This window comes from Kitasatospora terrestris, from assembly GCF_039542905.1.
Classification (GTDB): domain Bacteria; phylum Actinomycetota; class Actinomycetes; order Streptomycetales; family Streptomycetaceae; genus Kitasatospora; species Kitasatospora terrestris.
In genome coordinates, this window is record NZ_BAABIS010000001.1 from 741,308 (window position 1) to 767,093 (window position 25,786).

Annotated in this window: 28 protein-coding genes; 11 read left to right on the forward strand and 17 right to left on the reverse strand. The window is 74.6% G+C overall.

All coding sequences use genetic code 11. From position 1 onward, the window contains the following. Position 1: 1 nt before the first annotated feature. Together ABEB06_RS03660 and ABEB06_RS03665 are read right to left on the reverse strand one after the other, a co-directional pair. Positions 2 to 1,753 carry a DUF6801 domain-containing protein gene (locus ABEB06_RS03660; RefSeq protein ID WP_345695310.1) on the reverse strand — a complete coding sequence of 584 codons (1,752 nt, stop codon included), beginning with the start codon at positions 1,751 to 1,753 and terminating at the stop codon, positions 2 to 4. A gap of 381 nt (positions 1,754 to 2,134) precedes the next feature. Next, positions 2,135 to 2,758, reverse strand: a complete 624-nt coding sequence (locus ABEB06_RS03665) for a hypothetical protein (protein WP_345695311.1) — start codon at positions 2,756 to 2,758, stop codon at positions 2,135 to 2,137. Between the two features lie 486 nt (positions 2,759 to 3,244). Here ABEB06_RS03665 and ABEB06_RS03670 point away from each other — a divergent pair, with 486 nt between their 5' ends. After that, positions 3,245 to 4,453 (forward strand): PucR family transcriptional regulator, encoded by a 1,209-nt coding sequence (locus ABEB06_RS03670; RefSeq protein WP_345695312.1) that lies wholly within the window; start codon positions 3,245 to 3,247, stop codon positions 4,451 to 4,453. A gap of 11 nt (positions 4,454 to 4,464) precedes the next feature. On the opposite strand, the gene ABEB06_RS03675 is transcribed toward ABEB06_RS03670, so the two are convergent. From ABEB06_RS03675 to ABEB06_RS03695, 5 genes are all read right to left on the reverse strand, one after another. Then, positions 4,465 to 5,286 (reverse strand): DUF1206 domain-containing protein, encoded by an 822-nt coding sequence (locus ABEB06_RS03675; RefSeq protein ID WP_345695313.1) that lies wholly within the window; start codon positions 5,284 to 5,286, stop codon positions 4,465 to 4,467. A 35-nt stretch (positions 5,287 to 5,321) separates the two neighbouring features. Next, positions 5,322 to 5,591: a hypothetical protein gene (locus tag ABEB06_RS03680; protein WP_345695314.1), complete on the reverse strand. Its 270-nt coding sequence runs from the start codon at positions 5,589 to 5,591 to the stop codon at positions 5,322 to 5,324. A 39-nt stretch (positions 5,592 to 5,630) separates the two neighbouring features. Beyond that, positions 5,631 to 6,278 (reverse strand): alpha/beta fold hydrolase, encoded by a 648-nt coding sequence (locus tag ABEB06_RS03685; RefSeq protein ID WP_345695315.1) that lies wholly within the window; start codon positions 6,276 to 6,278, stop codon positions 5,631 to 5,633. 204 nt (positions 6,279 to 6,482) lie between these two features. After that, the gene (locus ABEB06_RS03690) at positions 6,483 to 7,133 is read right to left on the reverse strand and encodes a fasciclin domain-containing protein (protein WP_345695316.1); all 651 of its coding nucleotides are present in this window, start codon (positions 7,131 to 7,133) and stop codon (positions 6,483 to 6,485) included. Between the two features lie 111 nt (positions 7,134 to 7,244). Next, positions 7,245 to 9,047 carry a molybdopterin-dependent oxidoreductase gene (locus ABEB06_RS03695; RefSeq protein ID WP_345695317.1) on the reverse strand — a complete coding sequence of 601 codons (1,803 nt, stop codon included), beginning with the start codon at positions 9,045 to 9,047 and terminating at the stop codon, positions 7,245 to 7,247. A 301-nt stretch (positions 9,048 to 9,348) separates the two neighbouring features. Between ABEB06_RS03695 and ABEB06_RS03700 the strand changes: the two genes are divergently transcribed. Continuing rightward, positions 9,349 to 9,933: a sigma-70 family RNA polymerase sigma factor gene (locus ABEB06_RS03700; RefSeq protein ID WP_345695318.1), complete on the forward strand. Its 585-nt coding sequence runs from the start codon at positions 9,349 to 9,351 to the stop codon at positions 9,931 to 9,933. After that, positions 9,930 to 10,676, forward strand: a complete 747-nt coding sequence (locus ABEB06_RS03705) for an anti-sigma factor (protein ID WP_345695319.1) — start codon at positions 9,930 to 9,932, stop codon at positions 10,674 to 10,676. Before ABEB06_RS03700 ends, ABEB06_RS03705 begins: the two co-directional genes overlap by 4 nt. A 39-nt stretch (positions 10,677 to 10,715) precedes the next feature. Here the strand turns inward: ABEB06_RS03705 and ABEB06_RS03710 are convergent, their stop codons facing one another. Genes ABEB06_RS03710 through ABEB06_RS03725 form a run of 4 tightly spaced genes read right to left on the reverse strand, consistent with a single transcriptional unit; the run spans position 10,716 to position 15,032 of the window. Then, positions 10,716 to 11,468, reverse strand: coding sequence for a DUF1295 domain-containing protein (locus tag ABEB06_RS03710; RefSeq protein WP_345701727.1), 753 nt, complete (start codon positions 11,466 to 11,468; stop codon positions 10,716 to 10,718). 56 nt (positions 11,469 to 11,524) lie between these two features. Beyond that, entirely contained in the window at positions 11,525 to 12,868 is a 1,344-nt protein-coding gene (locus ABEB06_RS03715) for a class I SAM-dependent methyltransferase (RefSeq protein ID WP_345695320.1), read from the reverse strand. Then, the gene (locus ABEB06_RS03720; protein WP_345695321.1) at positions 12,865 to 13,698 is read right to left on the reverse strand and encodes a DUF1365 domain-containing protein; all 834 of its coding nucleotides are present in this window, start codon (positions 13,696 to 13,698) and stop codon (positions 12,865 to 12,867) included. The genes ABEB06_RS03715 and ABEB06_RS03720 overlap by 4 nt, the downstream gene beginning before the upstream one ends. Next, positions 13,695 to 15,032 carry an NAD(P)/FAD-dependent oxidoreductase gene (locus ABEB06_RS03725; protein ID WP_345701728.1) on the reverse strand — a complete coding sequence of 446 codons (1,338 nt, stop codon included), beginning with the start codon at positions 15,030 to 15,032 and terminating at the stop codon, positions 13,695 to 13,697. The genes ABEB06_RS03720 and ABEB06_RS03725 overlap by 4 nt, the downstream gene beginning before the upstream one ends. 244 nt (positions 15,033 to 15,276) lie before the next feature. On the opposite strand from ABEB06_RS03725, the gene ABEB06_RS03730 reads away from it, so the two are divergent. Continuing rightward, the gene (locus ABEB06_RS03730) at positions 15,277 to 16,044 is read left to right on the forward strand and encodes a class I SAM-dependent methyltransferase (RefSeq protein WP_345695322.1); all 768 of its coding nucleotides are present in this window, start codon (positions 15,277 to 15,279) and stop codon (positions 16,042 to 16,044) included. Between the two features lie 170 nt (positions 16,045 to 16,214). Here the strand turns inward: ABEB06_RS03730 and ABEB06_RS03735 are convergent, their stop codons facing one another. Further along, positions 16,215 to 16,808: a hypothetical protein gene (locus tag ABEB06_RS03735; protein WP_345695323.1), complete on the reverse strand. Its 594-nt coding sequence runs from the start codon at positions 16,806 to 16,808 to the stop codon at positions 16,215 to 16,217. A gap of 185 nt (positions 16,809 to 16,993) precedes the next feature. Here ABEB06_RS03735 and ABEB06_RS03740 point away from each other — a divergent pair, with 185 nt between their 5' ends. After that, entirely contained in the window at positions 16,994 to 17,887 is an 894-nt protein-coding gene (locus tag ABEB06_RS03740; RefSeq protein WP_345695324.1) for a hypothetical protein, read from the forward strand. A 72-nt stretch (positions 17,888 to 17,959) separates the two neighbouring features. Then, positions 17,960 to 18,973, forward strand: a complete 1,014-nt coding sequence (locus tag ABEB06_RS03745) for an SGNH/GDSL hydrolase family protein (RefSeq protein WP_345695325.1) — start codon at positions 17,960 to 17,962, stop codon at positions 18,971 to 18,973. 59 nt (positions 18,974 to 19,032) lie between these two features. Here the strand turns inward: ABEB06_RS03745 and ABEB06_RS03750 are convergent, their stop codons facing one another. Further along, positions 19,033 to 19,233 carry a hypothetical protein gene (locus tag ABEB06_RS03750; RefSeq protein ID WP_345695326.1) on the reverse strand — a complete coding sequence of 67 codons (201 nt, stop codon included), beginning with the start codon at positions 19,231 to 19,233 and terminating at the stop codon, positions 19,033 to 19,035. A 371-nt stretch (positions 19,234 to 19,604) separates the two neighbouring features. On the opposite strand from ABEB06_RS03750, the gene ABEB06_RS03755 reads away from it, so the two are divergent. The 3 genes from ABEB06_RS03755 to ABEB06_RS03765 are packed head-to-tail and all read left to right on the forward strand — an operon-like array spanning position 19,605 to position 20,489. After that, the gene (locus ABEB06_RS03755; RefSeq protein WP_345695327.1) at positions 19,605 to 19,901 is read left to right on the forward strand and encodes a DUF7489 domain-containing protein; all 297 of its coding nucleotides are present in this window, start codon (positions 19,605 to 19,607) and stop codon (positions 19,899 to 19,901) included. After that, a complete protein-coding gene (locus ABEB06_RS03760) occupies positions 19,898 to 20,194 on the forward strand; it encodes a hypothetical protein (protein WP_345695328.1) in 297 nt (98 codons plus the stop codon). Before ABEB06_RS03755 ends, ABEB06_RS03760 begins: the two co-directional genes overlap by 4 nt. Beyond that, the gene (locus tag ABEB06_RS03765) at positions 20,166 to 20,489 is read left to right on the forward strand and encodes a hypothetical protein (protein ID WP_345695329.1); all 324 of its coding nucleotides are present in this window, start codon (positions 20,166 to 20,168) and stop codon (positions 20,487 to 20,489) included. The genes ABEB06_RS03760 and ABEB06_RS03765 overlap by 29 nt, the downstream gene beginning before the upstream one ends. Positions 20,490 to 20,764: 275 nt before the next feature. On the opposite strand, the gene soxR is transcribed toward ABEB06_RS03765, so the two are convergent. Beyond that, complete coding sequence (gene soxR / locus ABEB06_RS03770; protein ID WP_345695330.1) at positions 20,765 to 21,229, reverse strand: redox-sensitive transcriptional activator SoxR; 465 nt, start codon at positions 21,227 to 21,229, stop codon at positions 20,765 to 20,767. 100 nt (positions 21,230 to 21,329) lie between these two features. Here soxR and fdxA point away from each other — a divergent pair, with 100 nt between their 5' ends. Further along, on the forward strand, positions 21,330 to 21,659 hold the full coding sequence (gene fdxA / locus ABEB06_RS03775) for a ferredoxin (RefSeq protein ID WP_345695331.1): 330 nt from the start codon (positions 21,330 to 21,332) through the stop codon (positions 21,657 to 21,659). A gap of 2 nt (positions 21,660 to 21,661) precedes the next feature. On the opposite strand, the gene ABEB06_RS03780 is transcribed toward fdxA, so the two are convergent. The 3 genes from ABEB06_RS03780 to ABEB06_RS03790 are packed head-to-tail and all read right to left on the reverse strand — an operon-like array spanning position 21,662 to position 24,869. Continuing rightward, positions 21,662 to 22,030, reverse strand: a complete 369-nt coding sequence (locus ABEB06_RS03780; protein ID WP_345695332.1) for a hypothetical protein — start codon at positions 22,028 to 22,030, stop codon at positions 21,662 to 21,664. A gap of 24 nt (positions 22,031 to 22,054) precedes the next feature. After that, positions 22,055 to 23,536, reverse strand: coding sequence for an SDR family oxidoreductase (locus tag ABEB06_RS03785; protein WP_345695333.1), 1,482 nt, complete (start codon positions 23,534 to 23,536; stop codon positions 22,055 to 22,057). Between the two features lie 13 nt (positions 23,537 to 23,549). Further along, positions 23,550 to 24,869: a cryptochrome/photolyase family protein gene (locus tag ABEB06_RS03790; protein ID WP_345695334.1), complete on the reverse strand. Its 1,320-nt coding sequence runs from the start codon at positions 24,867 to 24,869 to the stop codon at positions 23,550 to 23,552. A 170-nt stretch (positions 24,870 to 25,039) separates the two neighbouring features. On the opposite strand from ABEB06_RS03790, the gene sigK reads away from it, so the two are divergent. Further along, a complete protein-coding gene (sigK, locus tag ABEB06_RS03795; protein WP_345695335.1) occupies positions 25,040 to 25,681 on the forward strand; it encodes an ECF RNA polymerase sigma factor SigK in 642 nt (213 codons plus the stop codon). Positions 25,682 to 25,786 lie beyond the last annotated feature (105 nt).

The window sequence follows — 25,786 nt, forward strand, 5'->3', positions numbered from 1 at the left end:
GTCAGCGGCGGCGGGTGGGCGGGTCGGGGATGACGATCTCGGGTTCGCAGCCGTTGGGTTGGTCACTGGTGGGGGTGCAGATCGGGCCCTGCATCAGGTTGAGCGAGTTGCCGGGGCCCGAGACGGCGGCGGTGAACAGGGCGTCGAGGTCCTCGCCGTGGCTGCCGCAGCCGGTGAACGGCGGGACGTACAGGTCGGTCTGGGCGAGCGGACCGCCGCCCTGCAGGGTGTAGTCGGGCTTGCCGTCGCCGCCGTCCGGCAGGTAGCCGTCCTGGCGGCCCTTGAGCACCAGGTCGACCGGCTCGGCGGTGCGGCAGTCGGGGCCGACGTCCAGCGGGGTGCCGTTGACCTTGACGTCGTAGATCCGCATCGACTGGTGGCCGCCGATGGTGAACAGGCTCGGCTGGTTCCAGTTGGCGTTGCCGGTGGCGACAATGGTCAGCAGGCCGAGCGGGGTGAACTCGATCTTCGCGGTGGTCGGCACGAACCCGTAGGTCAGGAAGGTGGACTCGGCGACCGGGAGCTTCAGTTCGCCCAGCGAGTCGGCCTCGAAGTACCCGTCGGTGTCGCCCCAGAGCATCACCAGCCGCCGGGTCAGGTTCAGCCCGACCAGGGCGGGCGACTTCGCCGGGTCGTTGACCAGCGTGGCCTGGCCGAGCTTGGCGACGTTGGCGAAGCCGTCGGCGTAGGCGCAGGCGGGCACCGACGGGAAGGGGTACTCCGGGTCGGGCAGCACCATCGCGCCCTCCGGCACCGGGGGCAGCCGCCCGGCGTCCAGCGCGCCCTCCGGCGGTTCCGGGCACTGGTTGGTGCCGGAGTGGTAGCCGGCCTGCACCCGGATGGCGGCCGCCCCGCGGGCCGCCGCGCCGGGCACGGTCAGGCCGGCGGAGGCGGACGGGCCGGACGGGGTCGGCGAGCCGCTCGCGGAGGCCGATCCGCCCGGTGCGGCGGTTCCGGTCGGGGTTCCGCCCCCGGCGGCCCCGCCCGGCGGCCGAGCGGGACCGCTCCCACCGGGCGCGGGGGCCGACGGAACGGCGCTGCCCGCCGGCCCCTCGGCCACCACGACCCGGCCCAGCTCCGCGGCCTGACCGGCGACGGGGACACAGGCGACGGCGATGCGCGCGGCGCCCGCCGAAGCGGCTTTCGCCGCAGGGGCGCTCGCGGCAGCGACGTTCGCGGCAGGGGCGCTCGCGGTCGGGGAGCTCGGGGTCGGGGTGGGGGCCGCCGCGTTGGCGACCCGCTGGACCGTGAGGTCGAGGGCGAGGGCACCGGCCGTGAACGTCACCTCGCCGGGCGCGGCGACGGTGACGGCCGGCACGGTGCCGGTGAAGGCGAGCAGGCCGTCCCCGTCCCCGGGCAGCGGGGTCGTCGAGGCCGCCAGCGCGGTCCAGTCCGCGCGCACCGACGTCGCGCCCTGGCCGATCGCCGTGGTCAGGGCCGCCGTCCCGCTCGCGGCCACCACCTCGCCCGCGCCGGCCGCGGCACCAGCCAGGTCGGCGGGCAGCGGCACCCGGACCGTCAACTGCCCCGGTCGGAAGGCCGTTCCGGCCGACGCGCCGCCCGGGTAGGCCTGCTGGAGCTCGACCGTGACGCTCCGGTTCCCGCCCGGGAAGCCGCAGGTGTAGTCCAGCGACAGCCGCCCGTCCTGGCCGCCGGAGGCCGAGTCCGTCCCCGGCAGCAGCCCCGCCAGCAGCCCCGCTGCGGCAACGGCCGCGAGGCGCACCGAGCGGCGCGTGCCCACTGCATTCCTCATGGCTGCGTCTCCTCGGCCCCGGATCGGGGCGTGCGGGTGGAAGCCCCGGGCGCGGGGCGGATCGCCGGCCGGCCCGGGGCTGGATTTTCGTTCGGGAGGCAGGACACTACGGTCCGGTAACAAGCAGCGACAAGTGATCGCACACGGGAAAAGTCGGCGATCTCGCCGGGGCGGAGAATTTTGTCATCCGCTGATAAGGCCCGCGCGGAGCCCTTGTCATTCGATGAGCACGCCTCAGCCGCCTCCCGGCCCGGGGTCTGAGCCGGGAGGCGGCTGAGGACGGGTCCACCGCACCCGGAAGGAGGCGGGAGCGGTGGACCCTCGGCGGTCAGTCCCGTCAGTCCGGTCAGTACGGCCAGTCCGGTCGGTACGGGCCCGGGATCACGGGGAGGTGATCGTCTGCGACCCGTTGAGGACGTAGTTCGCGGTGTAGGTCGCCGCGTCCCCGTTGTTGAGCAGACCCAGGCAGGTGCCGGACACGTTGTACGCGTGCAGATCACCGCCGCTGAGGCTCAGCGTGTGGGTCGAGTTGCTGTAGGTCCCGGTGAGGGTCGCCGGGGTGGCGCTGGTCGGACCGGCGAAGTCGGCGGTGCAGCCGGCGCCGCTGATGTGGGCCTTGACCCCGGTGAGGGTGCCGGTGGTCACGCCGGTGGCGGAGTTGTAGCTCACGGCGTTGAGGCTCCAGGGGAGCCCGTTCGGGGTCACCGTGAAGGTGATGCCCAGCGGACCGGTGCAGCTCGTCCAGCTCACCGAGGTGATGGAGGAGATGCCGGTGCCCGAGAGGCCGGAGCCGCTCTGCAGGGTGCCCGCCGCGCTGGAGGAGGAACAGGTCAGCTGCGTCCCGGTCCTGGTGTCGAGCAGCTTGGGCGAGGTCGCCTTCGCGGTCCACGCCCCACCGGGGGTGGCCGTCCAGGTGCCGGCGGCCGAGGCCGAGCCGGCGGTCATGCCGAGGGCCGCGGTGAGTGCGGCGGCGGCCACTGTGGTGGACTTGGTCAACTTGCGCACGTGCTGATCCTTTCTGGGAGTTCGCGGGCCGGTTCTTCCGGAATTCTGAAACGGCTCGAAGCGGAATTCCGACAGCGGCCCACCATCTGGGACGTTGCACCGATGCGAATCGGCCGTCGTCGTGGAAGTGGACGTTACGCACGGGTAACAGGGCCGCGCAACACTCCCGCCGGAGATTTCCCGGCAGAACTTACCGGCGGGTATTTTCTTGTCTCCGCACAACAGAAAGGGAGTTCACGCTTATAAGGAAATGAGCACCCCCACCCGGGCCGGCGCACCGCCCCGCCCCGGCGCCCCGGAACGGCCGTCCGCGGCGGCTGGACCGGCTCCGTGCACGGAGGGTGCGCGGACGGCCACCGGTGGTCTATCTTTCAACTGTCGCCGAGAGTTTGTACGCTGCGCGCCTCGCCGGGGCCCACCACGCCCCGCCCGTACCCGAAGGCGACCCGCACCGCTCACAGCAGCCGACCAACTGGGAGCACCGACATGACCGCAGGGCGACAGCCCCCGGAGCGCACCGAGCCGTTGGGACCGCTCCCACGTGAGCTGGCCGCCGTGATGAGGCCCGAACTCCCCAGCCTCCTCAAGGAGATGGCGTCCGAGATCGTGGCCGCCATCCCCGAGTACGCCGAACTGCTCGACGGCCCCAACGCCCGGGTGATCCGGGTCGGCATCGAGCAGAACATCGCCACCTTCGTCGACCAGATCGCCGCCCCCACCGCCACCACCTCCTTACGCGACGAGATCTGCCGCCGTTTCGGCCGCTTCGAGGCGCACGAGGGACGCAGCCTGGACATGCTCCAGACCGCGTACCGGATCGGCTGCCAGGTCGGGCTGCGCCGGGCCCGCGCCGTCGGCAAGCGCTACAACTTCTCCGTCACGGTGATGCTCGCCTTCGCCGACGCGCTCTTCGCCTACATGGGCGACCTCGCCGAACTCTCCCGCGAGGGCTACCAGCAGGCCATGGCCGAACTCGGCGAGGAGCCCGACCACCGGCGCCGGCGGCTGCTGCGACGCATCCTCGGCGGCACCGCCGTCGCCCGCAGCGCCCTCAACGAGCTCGCCGACCACGCCGGTTGGCCGCTGCCGACCGAAGTCACCCTGGTCGCGCTGCGCGCCACCGCACTCCCCTCGCGCACCGTCCTCGACCGGGACGTCCTGATCGACTTCGCCGATCCCGAGCCCCACCTGCTGGTCCCCGGACGGATCGAGGGCGAGCGCCGGGCCTCCCTGGAGAAGGCGCTCAGCGACTGCCGCGCCGCCATCGGTCCCACCACCCCGCTGGACGAGGCGGCCGACTCGCTCCGCTGGGCCCGGCAGACCCTGGTGCTCGTCGAGAGCGACGTCATCACCGACCAGCCGCTCGCCCGCACCGAGAACAACCTTCTGCCGCTCTGGCTGCTGAGCGACCCGGGCCTGGTCCGGCAGCTCGCCGCCCGCCACCTGGCGCCCCTGGCCGACCTGACGCCGGCCCAGCGCGCCCGGCTGATCGACACCCTGCGGACCTGGCTCACCACCCGCGGCACCGCCGCCCAGATGGCCGAGGCCCTCGGCGTCCACCCGCAGACCGTGCGCTACCGGATGCGGCTGCTCACCCGCGCCTTCGGCAGCCGACTCACCGACTCCGAGGAACGGTTCGCCATCGAGGTCGCGCTGCGGGCCCTGCAGTTGCAGGGCCCGCAGCGCGGCGGCTGAGACGCGGCCCCTCACGCTCCGGCGCCCCCGAAGCGGCGCCAGCGCGCCGAAACGAACGAGAACGCCCCGTACGCGACGAGCCCCGCGGCCACCCCGACCAGCAGCCACGGGCCGGTGGAGCTGTCCGCGAACGACCGGAGCGTGCCGTCCATCCCCTTGGCGCGCCCCGGGTCGAACCGGACGGCGGCCAGCACCACGAAGATCCCGGCGGCGCCGTAGACGGCCCCGCGCGCCAGGTTCCCGGACACCCCCATCGCCGTCACCGCGGCGCGGGTCCGGGGCCGCATGGCCGCCGTGTCGAGCTTGCGCAGGAAGCGGCGTTGGGCGGCCCGGACGGCGATCGCGACGCCGATGCCCAGCAGGGCCAGGCCCGCCCCGCCCACCAGCCAGCGGCCGACGGGCCAGCCGAGGGCGGTGGCCGTCCAGTCCCGCGAGGCGGCGTCGCCGTCGGACCCGCCGCCGGCACCCGCCGCACTCGCGGCTGTCGCCCAGCACACGAACGCGTAGAACACGGCCCGGCCCGCCGACAGCACCCTGCTGCCGGTCTCCTTGCGGCCCGCCTCGCCGAAGACCGCGGTCGAGGCCCGCCACACGGCCATTCCGGCGAACCCGGCGGCCAGCGCCCACAGCATCGCCGAACCGAACGGCTGCCCGGCGATCCGATGCAGCGCACCCTGCCGGTCGGCTTGCTCACCACCGTCGCCGAACGCGATCCGCAGGGCGAGCACGCCCACCAGCGTGTAGAGCACGCCGCGCGCCACGAAGCCCGAGCGGCCCGCCGTCCTGACCAGCCGGCCCCGCGAGAGGCGGCGGCCGGCGAACCCGGTGTCCATACGGTCCCTCCCTTCCCCTGCCGGTCGGACGGCGCTCAGTCGACGACCCGGCCGCGGGTGGCGAGGTTGCCGATGACGACGTAGACGACGGCGGGGACGCCGTAGTCCAGCAGGACCTGCGCGGTGTGGTTGGACACGGTGAACAGCCCGCGGGACCACGCGGCCAGCCAGTCGGCTGCGTTGTGGAACCAACGGACCACCGTGTTGGCCTGGTTGGCGTCGAACAGGTCCAGCAGGATCCAGATGACCAGGATGCTCGCGACGATGTGGGCCACCGCCGAAATGACCGAAGTTGTCCGTCTCATGGACGCCCTTCTAGCCGCAGCCGCCGTCCGCAAACCCCGTCACAGCGGGAGTCCGGTCAGGACGGAGGCGACCGCGTCCACCGCCAGGCGGTGCCAGGCGGACGCTCCGCGGAGCATCGCGTGGCCCCCGCGCGGCATCGGCACGGTCTGCACCCGCGCCCCGGCCGCGGCCGCCCGGCGGGCGAACGCGAACGACTGCGCGGCCGAGGTCCGCCGGTCGTGCGGGTCGTGGAGGACGACCAGGCTCCGCCGGGCCAGGTGGTCGACCGGTTCGCCGGGCGGGCACCAGGGCGCCAGCGCCACCACCCCGCGCACCCGCGGGTGGTCCGCCACCGCGAGGGCCGCGCGGCCGCCCATCGAGTGGCCGACCAGGACGACCGCCAGGTGCGGCGCGAAGGCCGCCAACTCGTCGAGGGCCCGGCGGGCGTCCCGCACGGGGTCGGCGCGCGGCCCGTTCCACCCGCGGCAGCGGTAGCGCACCCGGGCGGTCAGGACGACGTCCCCGGGCAGTCGGCGGCGCACCGCGCGGGCGAACGGCGTCATCCGGCGTGCCGGCAGGTCGAGCCGGCCCGGCGGGTCGAGGCCCTCGCTGCGCCCGCCCGGCAGCAGCAGGACGGCCGCCCGCGCTCTCCCGGGGGTGTGGAGCACCTTCAGCGCGGACGGCTCCTCGATCTGACGGTTCGTCAATTCCTCGTTCTCCTGGACGGTCGGTGCAGCGGCCCGCACAGGGCCGGTGCGGTGGCCTCCTGCGGGAAGGCGGGGTCGAGTTCGCCGACGCCGAGGACGTCGTCGTAGCGGCCGTCGCCTTTGCCGTGTGCTTCCTACCGGTCCTTCGGAGACACCGCGCGCCCGGCTTGGTCGGGGACCGAGCCGGGCGTCCGGACCTGCGGGTCAGGAGGTCGGCATCAGGACCGTGTCGACGATGTAGACGGTGGCGTTCGCGGTCTGGACGTTGCCGCACACGACCTTGGCGCTGCCGTTGGCGGTGAAGTCCTCGACCGACCCGTTCACGGTCACCTCGCTTCCCTCCAGGGTCTTGTGGCTGCCCGGGAGGGCGGCCGGCGCCATCCGGTTCGGCGTGACGTGGTAGGTGAGGATCTTGGTCAGCTTCTCCTTGTCGGCGAGGACCGCGTCCAGGGTCGCCTTCGGGATCTTGGCGAAGGCGTCGTTGGTCGGCGCGAACACCGTGATGTTCTGCGCCGAGTTGAGCGCGTCCACCAGGCCCGCCTGCTTGACCGCGGCCACCAGCGTCGACAGCGCCGGGTTGTGGGACGCCGCCGTCGCCACCGGATCCTTCGCCATGCCGGCGAACGAGCCGGCGCCGTCCTTCGGCACCGCCGCGCACGCGGCGCCGAACGGCTGGTCCGCGACCTGCTCGACGGGGGCGGCCGAGGATGCGGCCTGCGAGACCGCGGCGGACGCGGAGGCGTTGTCCATGGCCTTGCCGCCACCGCTGCTGCTGCACGCGCTCAGGCCGAGGGCGAGCGCGCTGATCGCCACGACGGTGGCGAGGGACGAGCGGCGGATGCTGGTCAGCGACATGGGGGTTCTCCTGGGAAAAGGGGATGGGTGAACGGTTGTTGTTCGTCCGGGCAGCGTCGACCGCCGCCCGGAGCCTTCAGGGGCGGACCCGCCAGCGGGCGGGCGAGCCGGTCAGGTGACGGTGACGACGGTGCTGTGCCAGCCGGTCGCGCCCGCCGGGAACGGGGCGGTGCGCTGCTCGGTCTGCACGGCGCCCGAAGCGTCGGTGGCGCGGACCTCGATGCGGTGGGGGCCCGGCGTGGCGCCGGTCCAGGTGTGGGTCCACTGGCGCCACAGGTCGGGGCCGCCGTCGGCCGCGAGCTGCGCCGGCTGCCAGGGGCCGGCGTCGATGCGTACCTCGACGGCGGCGATCCCCCGGTGCGTGGCCCAGGCGGTTCCGGCGAGCGTGACGTCCCCGGCGGGGACGCGGGCGAACGGGGCGGGGACCTCGATGCGGGAGGCGGTGCGCACCTCGCCGCGGCGGTCCCAGCCGCGGCGCACCCAGTACGGGTCGTACGCGGCGAAGGTGGTGACGTCCAGGTCGACCAGCCACTTGGTGGCGGAGGTGTAGCCGTAGAAGCCCGGCACGACGCTGCGGCACGGGAAGCCGTGGGCCACCGGCAGGGCCTCGCCGTCCATCGCGACGGCGAGCAGCGCCGGGCGCCCGTCGAGGACCGATTCCAGCGGGGTGCCGATGGTCATGCCGTCCTGGGAGCGGCCGACCAGCTGGTCGGCGCCCGGCCGCACCCCCGCCCGGCGCAGCAGGGCGGGCAGTGAGGCGCCCAGCCAGCGGGTGGTGCCGACGTACGGGCCGCCGACCTCGTTGGAGACGCAGGACAGGGTGTGGTCCAGTTCCTCGAGCGGGAGGCGCAGCAGGTCGTCGAAGGTCAGCAGGAGCGGGTGGTCGACCATGCCGCGGATGCGCAGCGACCAGTGCCCAGGGTCGATCCGCGGCAGGGTGAGGGCGGTGTCGACCCGGTAGAAGTCGGCGTTCGGGGTGGTGAACGCGGACAGGCCGGGGACGGCCGGGTGCAGCGCGGCGGGCAGCGGCGGGAGCGGGTCGGCGGCCGGCGGGATCCGCACGGACGCCCTCGCGGCACCGATGTCGTACCGGCGGTCGGAGAGGGCGCGGCCACCGAATCCGGCGACGGCACCGAAGGCCAGGGCGCCACCCGTGGCGAGCAGGACCGTACGGCGGCTGGTGCCCCCGGCAGGACGGTCGCGGCCGGTGCCGGCGGCTTCCGCTCCGGCTTGCGGTGCCACCTCGCCCCCGGCCCGGCCGGCCGCAGGCACCTCGCCCCCGGCCCGGTCGACCGCAGGCACCTCGCCCCCGGCCCGGCCGGCCGGCGGCCCGACGCGATCGCCTCCGGCGGCCCCGGGCGTACCGGCCGGGAGCGTTGTGGCCGCCGGCCCTGCGGTCGGGACCTCGGTGGCCGCGGTTCCGACGGCCCGGGGCGTGGTCGCCCGGCGCAGGAGGCGGGCGAGCACGAGCATCGCGGCGGCTCCGACGAGGCCGGCGGCGAGGGCCGGCGCCGCGTCGGCGGGCGTGGCGCCGGGCCGGGAGAGGGCCGCCCAGACCCCGATGCCGCCGAAAAGCACGAACACGGCGGCGCCGAGCGTGGGCCGGCGGTGGGCGAGCAGCCCGGCGAGGACGGCGAGCAGGGCCATCGTCAGGTGGATCCCGGCGAGGAGGGCCGGCTTGTCGTTCGTGCCGAAAGTCCGGACCGCGTACTCCTTCAGCGGCGTGGGCGTCAGGTCGATCGTCGCCGAACCCACCGCGTACACCGGGGCGGTCTCGGGACCGGTGAAGGCCGCGACGAGTTCACCGGCGCCGACCGCCGCGGCCGCGGCGGCGAGTCCGGTGGCGGCGGCGGCCGCGAGCCGGACCGTCCGGCGGCGCACCGGGCTCCGGGGGGTGGGTGTCTGGGTGCTCACGTCCGCCATTCGGCGCGTGGTGGCCGTCGGACGGGTCGCACCTCGCCGATCACCCGATCGGGTGAAGACGGCCGCCCTGCCCGGCGAGCGCGGGCCGGCGGCGCAAGGATGTCCGACCGCGGCCGGCGGGAGTCGGCGCACCCGGGGGCCAATCCGCGGCGCTCCCGGCTCCGAACAGCGGGTGTCACATCTCTTCGTCCGCGCCGGCGGTCGCTGTCCCGCCGGCCATGGGAGGACCCCTGATGCTGTTCGTCCCGCCACCGGTCCGGCTCGCCGGCCTCCGGGCCGAGGGGGTGCCGCGGTGAGCGCCGTGGTGCACCTGTCGGGTCCGGGGCGTCCCGGGCCCGATCTGAAGGAGCTCGTCGGGAAGGTCGCCCTGGGCGATCAGAACGCCTTCGGCGGGCTGTACGACGCCGTGGCCGGCCCGGTGCTCGGGCTGGTGCGGCGGGTGCTGCGCGATCCCGCCCAGTCGGAGGAGGTCGCGCAGGAGGTGCTGCTGGAGGTGTGGCGCAAGGCCGCCCAGTACCGCCCGGACCGGGGCGAGGTGATGGCGTGGGTCCTCACCATCGCGCACCGCCGCGCGGTGGACCGGGTCCGGGCCGCACAGGCGGCGGCCGACCGCGAGCAGCGGATCGCCGCCGCCTCCGGCACTCCGGCCTTCGACGAGGTCGCCGAGCAGGTCGAGGGGCGGTTGGAGCGCGAGCAGGTCCGGCGCTGTCTCAAGGGACTGACCGAGCTGCAGCGCGAGTCGCTGACCCTGGCCTACTTCCGGGGCTGCACCTACCCGCAGGTCGCCGAGTTGCTGGGCGTCCCGCTGGGAACCATCAAGACGCGGATCCGGGACGGCCTGATCCGGCTGCGCGACTGCCTGGGGGTGACCGCATGAGCACCGCCGACCTGCATACCCTCACCGGTGCGTACGCCGCGCACGCGCTGGAGCGCGACGAGCGGGAGGAGTTCGAGCGGCACCTGGCCCACTGCCCCGCCTGCACCCAGGAGGTCGCCGAGTTCACCGCGACGCTGGCCCGGCTCGGGTCCGCCGAGGCGGTGCCCGTCCCGGACGGCCTCAAGCTCCGGGTGATGGCCTCGCTCGACACCGTCCGCCAGGAGCCGCCGCTCGGACCGCGGCCCGCATCGGGCCCGGCCCGCGCCGGGCTGCGCCGGACGTGGCCGCGCTTCGCGCTGGCCGCCTGCCTGGCCCTGGCCGCCACGTCCGGCGGACTCGCCGTGCAGCAGCACCGGGAGGCGGAGCAGGCGCGGGCCCGGGCGGCGGCGATCCAGCAGGACCAGGAGCGGATCACCGATCTGCTCACCGCCCCCGACGCGCGCTCCACGTCCACCAAGGTGGCCGGCGGCAGCGGCGTCGCCACCGTGGTGTGGTCGCACGAGCGGAACGCGGCGGGCTTCCTCGCCTCGGAGATGCCGCCGCTGGCCCAGGGCACCACGTACCAGCTGTGGTTCGCCGACGGTGCGACGATGCGGTCCGCCGGACTGATGGCCTCCCCCACCGGTGCGCTGCTGCTGAGCGGCCCGCTGGACGGGGCGAGCGGGGTGGGCGTGACGGTGGAGCCGGCCGGCGGGTCGCTCCACCCGACCGGGGCTCCGGTGCTCCTGCTGCCCGTCACCTGAACCCGGGGCTCCGGGTTCAGGTGACGGGCGCCCCGCCGGTCACCGCGACGGCGACCGGCGGGGCGGCAGCGGCAGGAAGCCGCTGGTCCTGGCCGTGTACTCGGCCCATCCGGGGCGCTGCTGGGAGGTCATCTGCCGCTCCAGCATCGGCTTTCCGCTGCCGAAGGCGAGCAGCCAGGTCATCAGCAGCGTGCTGGGCAGGAACAACAGCGCCGCCGCGTGGTGGGCGCCGATCAGGTACAGGCCCCACCAGACGCACGCGTCGCCGAAGTAGTTGGGGTGCCGGGTGTAGCGCCACAGTCCGCGGTCCATCACCCGGCCCCGGTTGGCGGGGTCCGCCTTGAACCGGGCCAGCTGCCAGTCGCCGACGCCCTCGAAGAACAGGCCGACGCACCAGAGGGCGGCGCCCGCGGCGTCGATCGGGCCGAGGCGGTCGGGCAGGTACTGGGCGGCCTGCACGGGCAGCGAGACGAACCAGACGATGCCCGCCTGCAACAGGTAGACGATCCGCAGCGCGAACCGGGTGCGGGCCGGGCCCTCGGGGGCGCGGGAGAGCATGCGGGCGTACCGCGGGTCCTCGCCGGTGCCGCGGCCGCGCCACCAGATGTGCGCGGACAGCCGCAGCCCCCAGACCGCGACCAGCACGGTGACCAGCACCCTGCGGCCCGGGTCGCCATCGCCGGCCGACAGGGCGTAGCCGGTCACCGCGACGGCGGTGAACGCCAGGCCCCACGCGACGTCCACCCCCCGGTGGCGCCCGGTGCGGACGCCGACCGCGAACGCCAGCAGCATGACCGCGAGCGCGACGCCCGCGGTCACCGCGAAGTTGACCAGCAGCGCGGGGACGTTCACCGGCGTGCCCCCGCCCGCCGGTCGGTGCCGGTGGTCGCCCGGTCGCGGGTGAGCAGGACCTGCTGGACGTCCAGGTACCCGGTGCGGAACCCGGCCTCGGAGTAGGCCAGGTACAGCTCCCACATCCGGCGGAACACCTCGTCGAATCCGAGCGCGGCGACCTGCTCGGCGTGCTCGGTGAAGCGTTCGCGCCACAGCCGCAGGGTCTCGGCGTAGTGCGGCCCGTACGCCTCGGCGCTCGTCACCCGCAGGCCGCCGTGCCGTTCGGCGTTCTCCTCGATCGCCCGCAGGGACGGGATCTGCCCGCCGGGGAAGATGTACTTGAGGATCCAGGTGTGCGTGCCGCTGCTGGCGAGCATCCGCTCGTGCGGCATGGTGATGGCCTGCAGCGCGACCCGCCCGCCGGGGGCGAGCACCCGGTCCAGGGTGGCGAAGTAGGCGGGCCAGAACGGGCGGCCCACCGCCTCGATCATCTCCACGCTGACCACCGCGTCGTAACTCCCCTGCACCGCGCGGTAGTCGCACAGCCGCACCTCGACCCGGTCGGCGAGGCCGGCGGCGGCGATCCGGCGGCGGGCGAGCGTCAACTGCTCCTCGGAGAGGGTCAGGCTGACCACCCGGGCACCGCGCGCGGCGGCGCGCAGGGCGAGTTCGCCCCAGCCGGTGCCGATCTCCAGCAGCCGGGTGCCGGGGCCGACCTCCGCCAGGTCGAGCAGGCGGTCGATCTTGCGGTGCTGCGCCGCCGGGAATCCCTCCCAGGTGGCGACCGGCAGGCCGTCCGGGCCGGTCGGGAAGACCGCCGAGGAGTACGACATGGTCGGGTCGAGGAACAGGGCGAAGAGCTCGTTCGAGAGGTCGTAGTGCCGCTGGATGTTGCGCCGGGCGTTGCCCGTGGTCGGCAGTTCGCTGGGGGGCGTGCGGCGGACTGCGAGCCGGCGCAGCCACGCCGTGCCGGCCGGGACCAGGCGCTGCGGCGCGGCGGCGAGCGCGGTGAGCAGCCCGACCAGGTCGGGGCTGTCCCAGTCGCCCGCCTGGTACGCCTCGCCGAAGCCGATCAGGCCGCTCGCGCCGACCCGCCGGTGGAAGTCCTCGGGGCGGTGCAGGGTGAGCACGGGGGCACCGGCGGGCACCGGCCCGCTGTCGGGCGTGCGGACGTGGATGCCGCACTGCTGGGCCGCTCGGCCCAGCAGGTGCCGCGCGACGGCGGACCGCAGCGGGCCGCCGGCCGGCACCCGGGCGACGTCCGGCCAGCGGGTCGGGTCGACGTCCGGCGCCGGCGCGGCCGGACGGAGCGCGGTCGGGAACGGCGGCGGGGTGGTCGGGTCGGCCTGGACGGTCATGCGGTGCGCTCCTCGTGCGGGAGTTCGGACGGAGATGGTGGTGCGGGCGGTACGAGTGGTGCGGGTGGTGCGGGCGGTACGGGTCCGGCGTTGTTCCGGGGGTGGACGGGCAGGCCGCGCAGCCACAGCCGGATCCCCTGGTAGCGGATGTGCGCACTGACCGCGAGCGTCGACAGCGGGTGGCCGAACGCGGTCCGCAGCAGCGCCGCCGGACCGGCGGGGCGGGCCGCACCCCGCACGGTGGCGGTGAACGGCCGTCCGCCGTCCAGCTCCAGGTGGATCGTCAGATCCAGCCGGGCGCCCGGCTCGGGCAGGCGCATCCGGTAGCGGCCGGCCACCGGGAAGAACGGGGAGACGTAGAACTCCTTCCGCGTCCCGGCCGTGCCCGCCGCGTCGGGCCGCAGCAGGTAGCGGTGGCGTCCGCCGTAGGTGTTGTGCACCTCGGCGACGGTGCACAGCGGACGGCCCGCGGCATCGCGGCACCAGTAGACGGTGAGCGGGTTGAACACGTGCCCGAGCACCCGCGCCTGGGTGAGCATCAGCACGCGGCCGCCGGCCAGGTCGATGCCGTGCCCGGCCAGGAACCGTGCCAGGCCCTGCCGGACCGACTCCCCCGCGTGGTCCCGCACGTGGTCGGCGGCGCGGAACCCGGCCAGCGGCCGCAGCCACCGGGGTACGGGCGGCATCCGGTCCAGGTCGACCAGCCACAGGTAGCCGCGGTGGCGGAAGGCGTGCCGGACGGGCGCGGTGCGCACGTGGGTCGTCACGCAGGGGTAGAGCACCGCCCCCCACCGGCCGGGGAGGGTGCGCGGGGCGGCCGGCGCGGTCACGGCGCCCCCACCCCGAGCAGCGCGCGGGCCGCCAGCACACCGGACCGGCAGCCGTCCTCGTGGAACCCCCAGCCGTGGTACGCCCCGGCGAACGCGGTCCGACCGGTGGTGAGTTGGGGCAGCCGCCGCTGGGCCGCGACCGTCTCGCCGGTGTACACCGGGTGCTCGTAGACCGTGCGGGAGACCACCACGTCCGACGGGAAGGGGGCGTCCCGGTCCTCGTTCAGGGTGACCAGGTAGTCGGCCGGGGTGCCCAGCCGCAGCAGCCGGTTGAGGTGGTACGTCACCCGGACCCGGTCGGCCGGCCCGTCGCAGGTCGGCATCCGGTAGTTCCAGGACGCCCGCGCCCACGCCGCCCGCGGCAGGACCGAGGCGTCGCGGTGCAGGACGGTCGGGTTGCGCGAGTACCGGAAGGCACCGAGCACCTCCCGTTCGGTCGAGGTCGGGTCGGCCAGCATCCGCAGCGCCTGGTCGGCGTGGGTGGCGATCACCACGGCGTCCACGTCCGCGCGCCGGCCGTCCGCCGTCGCCAGCGTCACGCCGTCGGACCGGCGCCACACCCGCCGCACCGGCGCGAGGCGGTGGACTGAGCCGAGCCGCTCCGCGATCCGCTCCACGTACGTGCGGGAGCCGCCCACCACCGTCTTCCACGTCGGCGAACCGGTGACCGACAGCATCCCGTGGTTCTCCAGGAACGTGAACAGGTACCGGGCCGGGTAGTCGCCCGCCAGGTCCGGCGCGCACGACCACACGGCGGACACCACCGGCGTCATGTAGTGGCCCACGAAGTACCGGCTGAACCCCTCCGCGGCGAGGAACTCCCGCAGGCTCGGATCACCCGCGCCGGGATTCGCCAGCAGCGCCTTCGCCCGACGGTGGAAGCGCGGCACCTCCGCCAGCATCGCGATGTAGCGCCCGCGCAGCAGCGCCGACGGCTGCGCCAGCAGCCCGGCCGGGCCGCGCGCCCCGGCGTACTCCAGGCCGCACCCGTCGCAGTGCACGGACATGCTCATCTCGCTGTCCTGCGTCTGCACCCCCAACTCGCGGAACAGCGCGATCAGATGGGGGTACGTGCGCTCGTTGTGCACCAGGAAGCCGGTGTCCAGGGCGAGCTCCCGGCCGTCCGCGCCGGTCACCGACTGCGTGTGCGCATGCCCGCCCAACCGGTCCTCCGCCTCGAACAGCACCACCTCCGCCCCGGCCCGGTGCAGCTCGTACGCGGCCGTCAGGCCCGCGACGCCGGCGCCGACCACGGCCACGGTGCGGTGCGGACGTCCGCCGCCGCCGTCCTGGCGGTGCGGCACGGGCGAGCCGATCTGCTCGGAGATGGGCATGCTCACTGAGGGGCCTCTCTGACCGGGACCGCTGCGCGGCCGACCACGGTTTGCACCACCCATTCGGAGCCGTCCCGCCCGCGGATTGGCCCCGCCCGCGGATCTCCCCCGCCCGCGGGCAGGCCCCCGCCGGCGGGTTGGCCCCGCCCGCGGATCGGCCCCCGCCGGCCCCTCGCCCGCCGACCCCCCGCCCGTCGGCCCGGCCCGACGCGTCACCCGGAGGGCCCGTGGCAGGATGCTCGGCATGGCTGCTGCACGGGCACTGAGCTTCGGAGCGATCGCCGAGGCCTACGAGCGGTACCGGCCGGGGTACCCCGACGAACTCTTCGACGCGGTGGCGGCGTACGCGGGCCGGCCGCTCCGGACCGCCCTGGAGATCGGGGCGGGGACGGGCAAGGCGACCCGCCTGTTCGCCGGACACGGGATCGCGGTCACGGCGACCGAACCCGACACCGCCATGCTCGCCGAACTGACCAGGACCGCTCCCCCGAACGTGACGGCCGTCCGGGCCGCGTTCGAGGACCTGCGGCCCGGTACGACGTACGACCTGGTCTACGCGGCGGCCGCCCTGCACTGGACGCGCCCGGAGAACCGGTGGCCGAACGTCGCCGCCCTCCTCGGACCCGACGGCGTGTTCGCCTCGTTCGGCGGCCCGGTCCGGCTCGCGGACCCGGCCGTCGAGGAGTCCATGCGCGCCGCCCGGGCGCCGTTCCTCGCCGGCGACGAGATCCCGTCCCCCGACGGGACCGCACCCGACGCGGAGATGCAGTGGCCCGGCACGGAACTGCAACGCTCACCGCTGTTCCACGACGTCCGGCAGACCGCCCTCCGGCGGCGCCTGACAGTGAGCGCCGAGGACTACGTCGGCTACCTGTCGACCGTCTCCGCCTACCTGCAGCTCCCACCGCCGACCCGGCAGCAGGCCTGCACCGCGATCGCGTCGGCCCTGCCCGAAACGGTCGAGATCACCGCCGACATCACCCTCCACCTCGCCCGCCGGCGCCCCGCTTAGACGCGCCCCGCCGAGGGCCGCCGTACCCGTCGCCGGCCGCCCGGAACGCGGCCGACTTCGGCCCCGGAGCACCCCGGCCCGAGAGCGCGGCAACCCCGCCCAGGTGGGCGACCGCCCCGGTCATCCACTCCCGGTCGCCGAGCAGTTCCCTTGCCCGTTCCTACGAAGCGTCAGGTCGACGGGTGCCCAACTGCCCCACCACCGCTGGGGCCGTGGCCGTGGCCGAGGTCGGCGATCCTCATCGCCCAGGTGCGGAAGGCGGCCCGGTCCGCGGGGGCGACCCGCAGGCCTTCGGGGATCCAGTCGGCCGTGGCGGCGTCGAGGAGGTCGGCCAGGCCGAGGTGGCACCAGTCCTGGTGGACGGCGTTGTACGCCCGCACGAGCGGGCCGACCCGGGCCCGGATCGCGGCCACGTCGTCCGCGTCGAGCCCGGCCGCCCGTCGCAGCCGAGTCAGGGTGGCGCCCTGGTGATCTGCGGTGAACCCGGTGTCGGAGAAGGGTTCGAGAAGATCGCCCCAGACGTCGGGGCGGGGCCGACGGGGTATCCGGTTGACGGCGCAGAAGCGTTCGAGCTCGCCTCGCCGGTCGGCCGGGACGAAGAGGGTCTCCCCCTCGGCAGTGCGGATCTCCGGCGGGAACGCATCCGGATCGGTGTCCCGTACCGACGTCGCGGGAACGGCACGCTCCCGGGCAGCGCCTGCGGCTGTGGGCGCCGTCTCGCGTATCCGGAGCCGGTCACCGTCGAGAAGAACGTCTGGATTCACCGGGCCATCCTGACGGAACACCGGCACCGACAGAACCGGCCGACTGCACCCGGTGGAAATCCATTGGGCTTCCACCCGTTTCGGAACTCCGGGAGATGAGCACGCGCGGCCCTGCGACCGGCCTGCACGGCTGGCTCACCGCCCGGCGAACAACGGTGGTACGGGCAAGCGGCCGGACCAGTAGCGTGGGCGCGCTGACCGCGGCCCGGCGGGTCGAGGGGGCAGGGCGAGCACGCGGTGGAGGCTGGGGCATGGCTGGGTTGGGCGGATTTCCGCCGCACTACCGGGTGAGCGTGGTGGTGGCGTGGGTGCTGTGCGGGCTCAGCGTGCTCTGCCTGGTCTCGACGTGGCTGCCCGAACCGTACGTCGCGCCCAGGTGGCTCGTCTTCGCCCTGTTCCTCGCGGTGGCTCCGGTCTTCGCGATGGCGTTCCTGCTGCCGTCCGTGGAGGGGCTGACCGAGGTGGGGCACCGGGACGCCTCCGCGCTGCTGCCCTGGATCGGGCTGGTGCCGGGACGGGTGCGGGCCGTCCACGACGCCCTGGTCCTGCTGGCCTTCGTCGGTTTCGTCAGCGGCGCGGCGTCGGCGGACGACGTCTTCGCCGACGCGCACGGCTACCACCGCCGTTACAAGGACCGTACCGCCCACCCGCACCTGGTGGTGGACATCACCGAGGCGGAGTACGAAGCCGCGACCGTCGGCGAGTTGCGGCTCTTCAGCGCCGGCCCGATCGCCTTCGCATCAGGCGACGTTCGCCCTGGTGAAGACTCGCGTAGGCGCTGGTCGGCGGCGTTCTTGTTCCGCCGGACGATGGAGCGGCGGAACATGCCGCCCTGGGCCTCGTGGGTGGGGTGGTCGGTGCCGTCGTGGGCGAAGCAGCGCAGGGCGGAGCCGCGGGGCGGGATGCAGGCGATCTCGACGTTGTTCGCCGCGGCCCGGGTTCCTACCCGCTGGCACCGCTTGGTGATCAGGTGCGGGGAGTGGTTGTCACATCGGACGGGTGAGAGCGTGGCGAGGCGAACCTCCTCGTGGAAAGACCGTCGGGATCGCCCGGCTGCGGCGCGGCCCGTTGGAGCGTGACGGATCGTAAAGGTATGAATACGGATCGTTAGATCCTGTTTCTCGTTCCGGGTCCCACGAAAGGGCACAGCCATGCGCACCACGACGACCGCCACTCCACGGGCACGGCTGGCCGCCGCAGCCGTCGCCCTGGGCAGTTGCCTGGCGCTCGCCCTCCCGGCGACTGCAGCCGTCGCGGCGGACGCCGATCCGGTGCCGACCGTGTTCTTCGGCGACTCCTACACCTCCAACTTCGGCATCGCCCCCTACGGCAATCGCCACGCCCTGTGCTTCCAGGCGAACGAGAACTACCCCACCGTCGCCGTCCGGACCCTGGCGGCCAAGGGCGTCGCGCTCAACGTCCAGGCGGACGTCTCCTGTTCGGGCGCGGTGATCGGCAACTTCTGGCAGAAGCAGAGCCTGGGGTTCTTCCAGTCGGTCCCGGCGCAGGAGGACGCCCTGAACGCGGACACCCGCCTGGCCGTGGGCAGCCTGGGCGGCAACACCCTGGGCTTCATCCGCATCCTCAAGCAGTGCTCCGCCCGGCTCCGGGGCGCGCCCGCGGTGCCCGGGGAGCCGGTGGACGCCACCTCCCCGGCCGGCCAGTGCGGGTCCTTCTTCTCGTCGGGAGGGGGCAAGACATGGCTGGAGGGCCAGTTCAAGCAGGTCGGCAGCGACCTGGCCACGATGTTCCAGCACATGGCCCCCCGCTCCCCCGAGGCCAAGCGCGTCCTGGTCGGCTACCCCCGCCTCGTGCCCCAGGACACCGCCAAGTGCCTGACCGCCGCCCCCGGCCAGAGGGACCTGCCGTTCGCCGACGTCCCCCAGGACGCCCTGCCCGTCCTCGACCAGGCCCAGAAGCGCCTCGACGACACCATGGAGAAGGCCGCCGCCGACGCCGGCGCCGACTTCGTCGACCTCTACGACACGACCGGCGCCAACACGGCGTGCGACGGCGCCGATCGCGGCATCGGCGGCCTCTTCGAACCCTCCCGGGTCACACTCCTCGGCCAGCCGGTCCCCTTCTACGCCCACCCCAACGAGAAGGGCCGCGACCTGCAAGCCGCTCAGGTCGCCGCCCGGATCCAGCAGATCCTCAAGCCCTGACCCAGCCACATCCCCTCCCACCGGCAAGGCCCCAGAACCCGCCCCGTCGCCCTGGGGCCTCACCACGCACCCACGGTGAGCGCGCGGGTGGAGCGGGGCTCGCGCCGCCCGTGCCCGCGTTCGCGCTCGTAGCGCCGGGCCCGCACCTGGTTCCGGGGCAGGAACCGAAGGGCGGCGTGAAGGCGGGGCTGGTTGCCCTTGACCAGTGACCAGTTCCTCGACGAGGTGGTGGACGTGGTCGCGCTGGGTGTGCAGGGCATCCAAGGTGACGGTGACGCCGGCCGGATCGAAGGGCGCGGGCCGCGCGCGGTCTTGCCGTCCACGGCTACTGTGTCGGTCCCGGCAGGGTTGGCGCCGAGCAGGTGTCGTCGTCCGCGACGGTCGCGCGGAGCCGTCAACCGATCCGTCAACAAGGACAGTTCGCGTGTGGCGGGGCCGGGCGACTTGATCAGGCGGACGGTGGTGGACCGGGGGCACATCGAAGTTCCGGTGAGGCAGGGCGGCTGTGGCCGGTCACCCCGTCGACCGGGGCCGAACAGCCCCTCCGGGTATGGCCCTCTGGGCCGGCGCCCACAAGGCCGGTACGCTGCCGTGGCTGGCCTGTGCCGTCGTCGATGCAGGGGGATCGCACGTGTCGAACACCGTTTTCCTGCTCCTCTCCCTCGGCCCGCTCGCCATGGTCCTGGCGATGATCGCCGGGCACGGGTGGAGCGAGAGCAAGGACACCTACACCGGTGAGGTCACCGGCCGGGTGGTGCGAAGTTCGGCCGGTACCTACGGCCCGATGAGCCACCACGTGATAGACATCCGCACCGACGATGGGCGGGAGCTCAGCATCGAGGTGAGCGACCGGACGTACCGGTCTCTCGCCGTCGGCGACCGGGTGGTCAAGGAGTGGGGCAAGCGCTGGCCGGAGCGGTCGGAGTGACGGAGCGGACGCGGGTCGCACCAGGACACCGCAGACCGCGCGGCTCGCGCACCGGCACCCTCCGCCGGGCCTGGAACCGCGGCATCGCGGGCGGCCTGCGCGAGCTCTCCGTGCGGGTCCGGACCGCGCCGGTGCAACTCGGCTACGACCCGGCCAAGATGACCACCGAGCAGAAGCAGCAGATCGGCGCCTTGTACGACGGAGGCCCGGCGCTCTGCGGCATGGACGCTGGGGCGATCAAGTACGGACGACGAGGACTGGCGCATGGAACGAGGCTCCTTCGAGACGGATGACCCGCACGAGGAGTCGGACGCCGCGCTGCTGCGGGGCTGCCTGGCGTTCCTCCTGGTGGCTGCCTCGGTCCTCGGGCTGCTGCTGGGCTACGCGGCCACCGTGGAGGAGGAGGACCCGGCCGGGATGCCGGACGCCGGCCACCTCGGCTTCGGCCTCCTGATGAACGGGGTGACCGTGCTGCTCGCCGCCGGCGGCTTCTGGGCGTCCCGGAAGTGGTTCGCCCGGGCGCTGTCGGTGCTGGTCCTGGCCGCGGCGCTGTACCGGACGGTCCACGTCTGGAACCTCGCGTCCTGAACGGGTGAGCCTTCGGGCCCACCGTCGGCAAGGCGCCATGACCGACAGCGTTCACCGGCTCGCCGGGTTCCTGCAGAGGGCGGCTCAGCGGTCCGCAACGGGCAGTGGTCCGGCCTCGGTGACGGCTCCGGTCCACCAGTCCGCCCCGGCGCAAGCCCGTCGCCCTGCGGATACGGGCTCGTTCGCGGCGCTGGGCAGCGAGGACGGAGCAGGCTCCCGCTCGGCTCGGCCTCGCACGGGGCGGCGGTTGTGGCTCCGGTGTCCCGGACGGGGCGTCACAGGCGGCGGGGGCCGGCGCCGTCCTCGGCAAGGGTGTCGCCGGGGTTGAGGAGGGCGCAGGCCTTCATGGAGAGGCAGCCGCAGCCGATGCAGCCGGTGAGTTCGGCCTCGAGGCGTTCGATGGTCTGGCGGCGTTCTTCGAGGCGGCGTTTCCAGCCGCGGGAGGCGCGCTGCCATTCCTGGTGGCTGGGCGGTCGGTCGAGGGGGACGTCGGCGAAGGCGTCGCGGAGGTCCTGGAGGGGGATGCCGATGCGTTTGGCGACGGAGACGAGGGCGACGCGGCGCAGCATGTGGCGCGGGTAGCGGCGCTGGTTGCGCCGGTCGCGTTCGGAGGCGATGAGGCCGAGTTCCTCGTAGAACCGCAGGGCCGAGACGGCGGCACCGGTGCGGGCGCTGACCTCGCCGATGGTCAGCCAGTCGTCGGGGGTGGGTCGGGGGTTGCCGGTGGGGTTGCTGGTCATGCGGGGCGGCCTCCTGTTTGACCTCAACATTACTTGAGGTCATAGCGTCGGCTGCGTCGGAACGGCAGGCAGGAACCAACCCCGAGAGGAGGGCTGTCCGATGACCTTCGTGATCGCGTTGCCCTGTGTGGACGTCAAGGACAGGGCGTGCATCGACGAGTGCCCGCTCGACTGCATCTACGAGGGTGAGCGGATGCTGTACATCCAGCCGGACGAGTGCACCGACTGCGGTGCGTGCGAGCCGGTGTGCCCGGTGGAGGCGATCTTCTACGAGGACGACACGCCCGAGGAGTGGCGGGTGTTCAACTCGGTGAACGCGGAGTTCTTCGCCGACATCGGCTCCCCTGGCAGCGCTGCGAAGGTGGGCCCGTTCCCGAAGGACCATCCGGTGGTGGCGGCGCTGCCGGCCCCCGCGCCGGAGGCCGGCTGAGGTCAGCGGTCCGCCCGGGCGAGGCCGATGACGGAGAGCAGGCCCCAGCCGACGGAGACGGTCAGGGCCATGGCGCGGTGTCGGCGGCCGGGGAGGGTGCCGGTGAGCAGGGCGGCGTCGCCGAGGTCGGAGGCGATGCGCAGCAGGGTGGCGGTGCGCAGGCTGCGGTCGTCGGGGGCGCAGGCCATGGCGAGTCCGCAGGCGGCGTCGCGGAGGGCGAGCGGGCGCAGGCAGGTCGCGACGTCGGCGGGCACGGTGCCGTCGGGGGCGGTGAGGCCGGACGGGCGGGCGAGCAGGGCGGGCCGGGCGGCGACGGCGATGCCGTACGCGGCGGTTGCGGCGCCGACGGTCCGGAGCAGGGTGCGGTCCATCGTGGTGGTTCCTCCGTCGGGGGGTCAGTGGGCGGCGCGGGCGCGGTCGGTGATGTTGCGGGCCATGTCGCCGAAGACGAACGTGTGGAAGGGGGCGACGGACCACCAGTAGGCGTGTCCGGCGAGGCCGTGCGGGTGGAACAGGGCGCGTTGGCGGTAGCGGGTGCCGCCGTTGCCGTCCGGGGTGACGGAGATTTCGAGCCAGGCGAGGCCGGGGAGGCGCATCTCGGCGCGCAGCCGCAGCAGTTGCCCGGGCTGGATCTCCTCGACCCGCCAGAAGTCGAGGGAGTCGCCGACCCGCAGCCGGGCGGGGTCGCGGCGGCCGCGCCGCAGGCCGATGCCGCCGACGAGGCGGTCGAGCCGGCCGCGGACCTCCCAGGCGAGCGGGAAGGAGTACCAGCCGTTGCCGCCGCCGATGCCTTCGACGACGCGCCAGACGTCCTCGGGCGGGGTGGCGACGGTGAGTTCCTTCAGGTCCTGGTAGAGGCTGCCGCCGGCCCAGTCGGGGTCGGTGGGCAGCGGGTCGCTGGGGGCGCCGGGGAGGGTGGCGGAGGACCAGTGGGTGGAGACGTCGGCGTCGCGGATCCTGCGCAGGGCGAGGGCGACGGCCCGGCCGAAGCCGATCGGGCCGTCGGGCGGGTCGGGTGACCATTTGGCGATGTCGTGTTCGGAGCAGACCACTTCGTGGCGCAGCGATTCGACGAGCGGCCGGGCGATGGAGTTCGGTACGGGGGTGACCAGGCCGACCCAGTGGCTGGAGAGCCAAGGGGTGAGGGCGGGGGTGGGCAGGATGAGGCGGGGTGGCAGGCCGGCGACCCGGGCGTAGCCCTGCATCATCTGCCGGTAGGTGAGGACGTCGGGGCCGCCGATGTCGAAGGTGCGGTTGACGTCGGGCGGGAGGTCGGCGGCGGCGACGAGGTGGCGCAGTACGTCGCGGACGGCGATCGGCTGGATGCGGGTGTTGACCCAGCGCGGGGTGACCATCACCGGGAGCCGTTCGGTGAGGTAGCGGAGCATTTCGAAGGAGGCGGAGCCGGAGCCGATGATGACGGCGGCGCGGAGTTCGGCGGTGGGGACGCCGCTGTCGCGCAGTTCCCGGCCGACTTCGGCGCGCGAGCGCAGGTGGGGCGAGAGCCGGGCGGTGGGGACGCCGCGCGGGACGAGTCCGCCGAGGTAGACGATGCGGCGCACCCCGGCGGCGTGGGCGGCGGCGCCGAAGTCGCGGGCGGCCTGCCGGTCGGTGGCCTCGAAGTCCCGGCCGGTGCCGAGCGAGTGGACGAGGTAGTAGGCGACGTCGATGCCGCGCAGCGCGTCGGGGAGGGTGTCGGGGCGGGTGACGTCGCCGGTGGCGGTCTCGACCCGGGCGCGCCAGGGCTGGTCGCGCAGGCGTCCGGGGTCGCGGGCGAGGCAGCGCACCCGGTGGCCGGCGGCGAGGAGTTCGGGGACCAGGCGGCCGCCGATGTAGCCGGTGGCGCCGGTGACCAGGCAGGTGAGCGGTGCGGTCATGGCGGTCTCCGGGTCAGTCGAGGGAGCGGGCGGCCCGGAGCCTGGTGTTCAGGTCCTCGGGGGCGACGAGCGGGGCGGGGTAGTCGGGGGCGAGCAGCCAGGGGCGGTGGACGGACGGGCCGGGCAGGTGGGCGAGTTCGGGGATCCAGCGGCGGACGTACGCGCCGTCGGGGTCGTACCGGTCGGCCTGGCGCAGCGGGTTGAGCACCCGGTTGGGGCGGGTGTCGGTGCCGGTGCCGGCGACCCACTGCCAGTTGAGCTGGTTGTTGGCGAGGTCGCCGTCGACGAGCAGGGCGAGGAAGTGCGCGGCGCCGGTCCGCCAGTCGTGGTGGAGGGTCTTGGTGAGGAAGCTGGCGGTGAGCAGCCGGGCCCGGTTGTGCATCCAGCCCTCGTGGGCGAGTTGGCGCATGCCGGCGTCGACAATGGGGTAGCCGGTGCGGCCTTCGCGCCAGGCGCGGGCCTCGCGCTCGTCGTGGTGCCAGTGGTCCTCGCGGCTGCGGTAGTCGTGGTGGGCGGCCCGGGGCCGGGCGGCGAGCAGCTGGTGGTGGAAGTCGCGCCAGGCGAGTTGCCGGACGAAGGCCTCCGCGCCCTCGCCGCCGCGCTCCAGGGCGCGGGCGGCGAGTTCGCCGGCGGACAGGCAGCCGAAGTGCAGGTACGGGGAGAGCCGGGAGGTGCCGTCGGCGGCGAGCGCGTCGTGCAGGTCGGCGTAGGCGTCGACGTCCCAGCGCCGCCACTGCTCGCGGGCGGCGCTCTCGCCGCCGGGCGGCAGGGCGGGTGAGGCCGCGGTGGCGGTGGGCAGGGCTTCGCCGCCGACGCCGTCGGGGGTACTGAGCTTGCGCGGCGCGCCGTGCACGGAGCGGCGCGGGGCCTGCTGCCAGGCCCGGTGGTAGGGGGTGAAGACGGCGTAGTGGTCGCGCCCGGCGGGGGTGACCTGGCCGGGCGGGAGCACGGTCAGGACGGCGTCGTGGACGTGCAGCCGCCCGCCGAGCCGCTCCCGCAGCCGGTTCTCCCGCCGCCGGGCGAAGGCGCTGACGCCGGCGGCGACGTGCACGCTGTCGGCGTCGGTCTCGGCGGCGACCTTGGCGGCCTGCTCGGCCGGGTCGCCGTGCCGGACGACCAGGCGGGCGCCGGTGCGGCGCAGCGATTCGTCGAGGTCGGCGAGGCAGTCGGCGAGGAAGGCCTGCCGGTTGGGGGCGCCGAACCCGGCCGCCTCGACGGCGGGGTCGAGGACGAACAGCGGAACGACCTGGTCGGCCGCGCGGGCGGCGGCGTGCAGGACCGGGTTGTCGTGCAGTCGCAGGTCCTGGGTGAACAGGGCGACGGAGACGGTCATCGGTGTTCCTCGGGGTCGGTGCGGTAGCCGCCGGCCGGCGTCTTCCCGGATGTTCGGAGTCCGTCCGGCGACCGGATTGCCCTGGTTCCGACGCTACGCCGCGCCGGACGGAAACGCTGCACAATGGATGCGAGTCGTCCGGCGCTGCACAATCGCTGCACCGTGGCGTCGTGACCCCGAGCACCTGTGCACCACCCGTCCCGCCGCCGGCCGTCCCGGCCCGCGCGGCCGACCCCGCCGACCTGATGGCGGCGGTGGCCCGCGGCGACCGGGACGCGTTCGCCGCGCTGTACGGGACGCTCGCACCGCCCGTGTACGGCATCGCGCTGCGGACGCTGCGCAGCCCGGCGCACGCGGAGGAGGTGGCGCAGGAAGTGCTGCTGGAGGTGTGGCGCACGGCCGCCGCCTACCGGCCCGAGCGGGGCACCGTCCTGGCCTGGGCGCTGACCATCGCCCACCGGCGCGCGGTGGACCGGGTGCGCTCCACGCAGGCGGCCGACGCGCGGGAGGTGCGGGTCGCGCTGCGCGAGCGGCCCGCCGCGGAGTCCGTCGCCGACCAGACCGAGCGGCTGCTCGACGGGGAGCGGGTGCGGCACGCGTTGGCGGCGCTGACCCACGCTCAGCGGGAGTCCCTGGTGCTGGCGTACTACGGCGGCTACTCGCAGCGCGAGATCGCGCACCACCTGGGCCTTCCGCTCGGTACGGTGAAGACGCGCATGCGGGACGGGCTGCTCCGGCTGCGCGCCGCCCTCGACGACCGCGAGCCGGCAGGAACGACGGCTACGGCGGCGGCGGAACGGAGGCGGCGGTGAGCGGGCAGGACACCGCGGCCCGGGCCGGCGCGGAGGACACCGCGGCCCGGGCCGGCGCGGAGGACACCGCCGCCCAGGCCGGTGCGAAGGACACCGCCGCCCAGG

Bases quoted from the DNA above. Each gene is read 5' to 3' on its own strand.
- ABEB06_RS03660 (WP_345695310.1), bottom strand. From the start codon at position 1,753: ATGAGGAATGCAGTGGGCACGCGCCGCTCGGTGCGCCTCGCGGCCGTT.
- ABEB06_RS03670 (WP_345695312.1), top strand. From the start codon at position 3,245: ATGACCGCAGGGCGACAGCCCCCGGAGCGCACCGAGCCGTTGGGACCG.
- ABEB06_RS03675 (WP_345695313.1), bottom strand. From the start codon at position 5,286: ATGGACACCGGGTTCGCCGGCCGCCGCCTCTCGCGGGGCCGGCTGGTC.
- ABEB06_RS03680 (WP_345695314.1), bottom strand. From the start codon at position 5,591: ATGAGACGGACAACTTCGGTCATTTCGGCGGTGGCCCACATCGTCGCG.
- ABEB06_RS03690 (WP_345695316.1), bottom strand. From the start codon at position 7,133: ATGTCGCTGACCAGCATCCGCCGCTCGTCCCTCGCCACCGTCGTGGCG.
- ABEB06_RS03705 (WP_345695319.1), top strand. From the start codon at position 9,930: ATGAGCACCGCCGACCTGCATACCCTCACCGGTGCGTACGCCGCGCAC.
- ABEB06_RS03710 (WP_345701727.1), bottom strand. From the start codon at position 11,468: ATGCTGCTGGCGTTCGCGGTCGGCGTCCGCACCGGGCGCCACCGGGGG.
- ABEB06_RS03715 (WP_345695320.1), bottom strand. From the start codon at position 12,868: ATGACCGTCCAGGCCGACCCGACCACCCCGCCGCCGTTCCCGACCGCG.
- ABEB06_RS03725 (WP_345701728.1), bottom strand. From the start codon at position 15,032: ATGCCCATCTCCGAGCAGATCGGCTCGCCCGTGCCGCACCGCCAGGAC.
- ABEB06_RS03730 (WP_345695322.1), top strand. From the start codon at position 15,277: ATGGCTGCTGCACGGGCACTGAGCTTCGGAGCGATCGCCGAGGCCTAC.
- ABEB06_RS03745 (WP_345695325.1), top strand. From the start codon at position 17,960: ATGCGCACCACGACGACCGCCACTCCACGGGCACGGCTGGCCGCCGCA.
- ABEB06_RS03750 (WP_345695326.1), bottom strand. From the start codon at position 19,233: ATGCCCTGCACACCCAGCGCGACCACGTCCACCACCTCGTCGAGGAAC.
- ABEB06_RS03765 (WP_345695329.1), top strand. From the start codon at position 20,166: ATGGAACGAGGCTCCTTCGAGACGGATGACCCGCACGAGGAGTCGGAC.
- soxR (WP_345695330.1), bottom strand. From the start codon at position 21,229: ATGACCAGCAACCCCACCGGCAACCCCCGACCCACCCCCGACGACTGG.
- fdxA (WP_345695331.1), top strand. From the start codon at position 21,330: ATGACCTTCGTGATCGCGTTGCCCTGTGTGGACGTCAAGGACAGGGCG.
- ABEB06_RS03780 (WP_345695332.1), bottom strand. From the start codon at position 22,030: ATGGACCGCACCCTGCTCCGGACCGTCGGCGCCGCAACCGCCGCGTAC.
- ABEB06_RS03785 (WP_345695333.1), bottom strand. From the start codon at position 23,536: ATGACCGCACCGCTCACCTGCCTGGTCACCGGCGCCACCGGCTACATC.
- ABEB06_RS03790 (WP_345695334.1), bottom strand. From the start codon at position 24,869: ATGACCGTCTCCGTCGCCCTGTTCACCCAGGACCTGCGACTGCACGAC.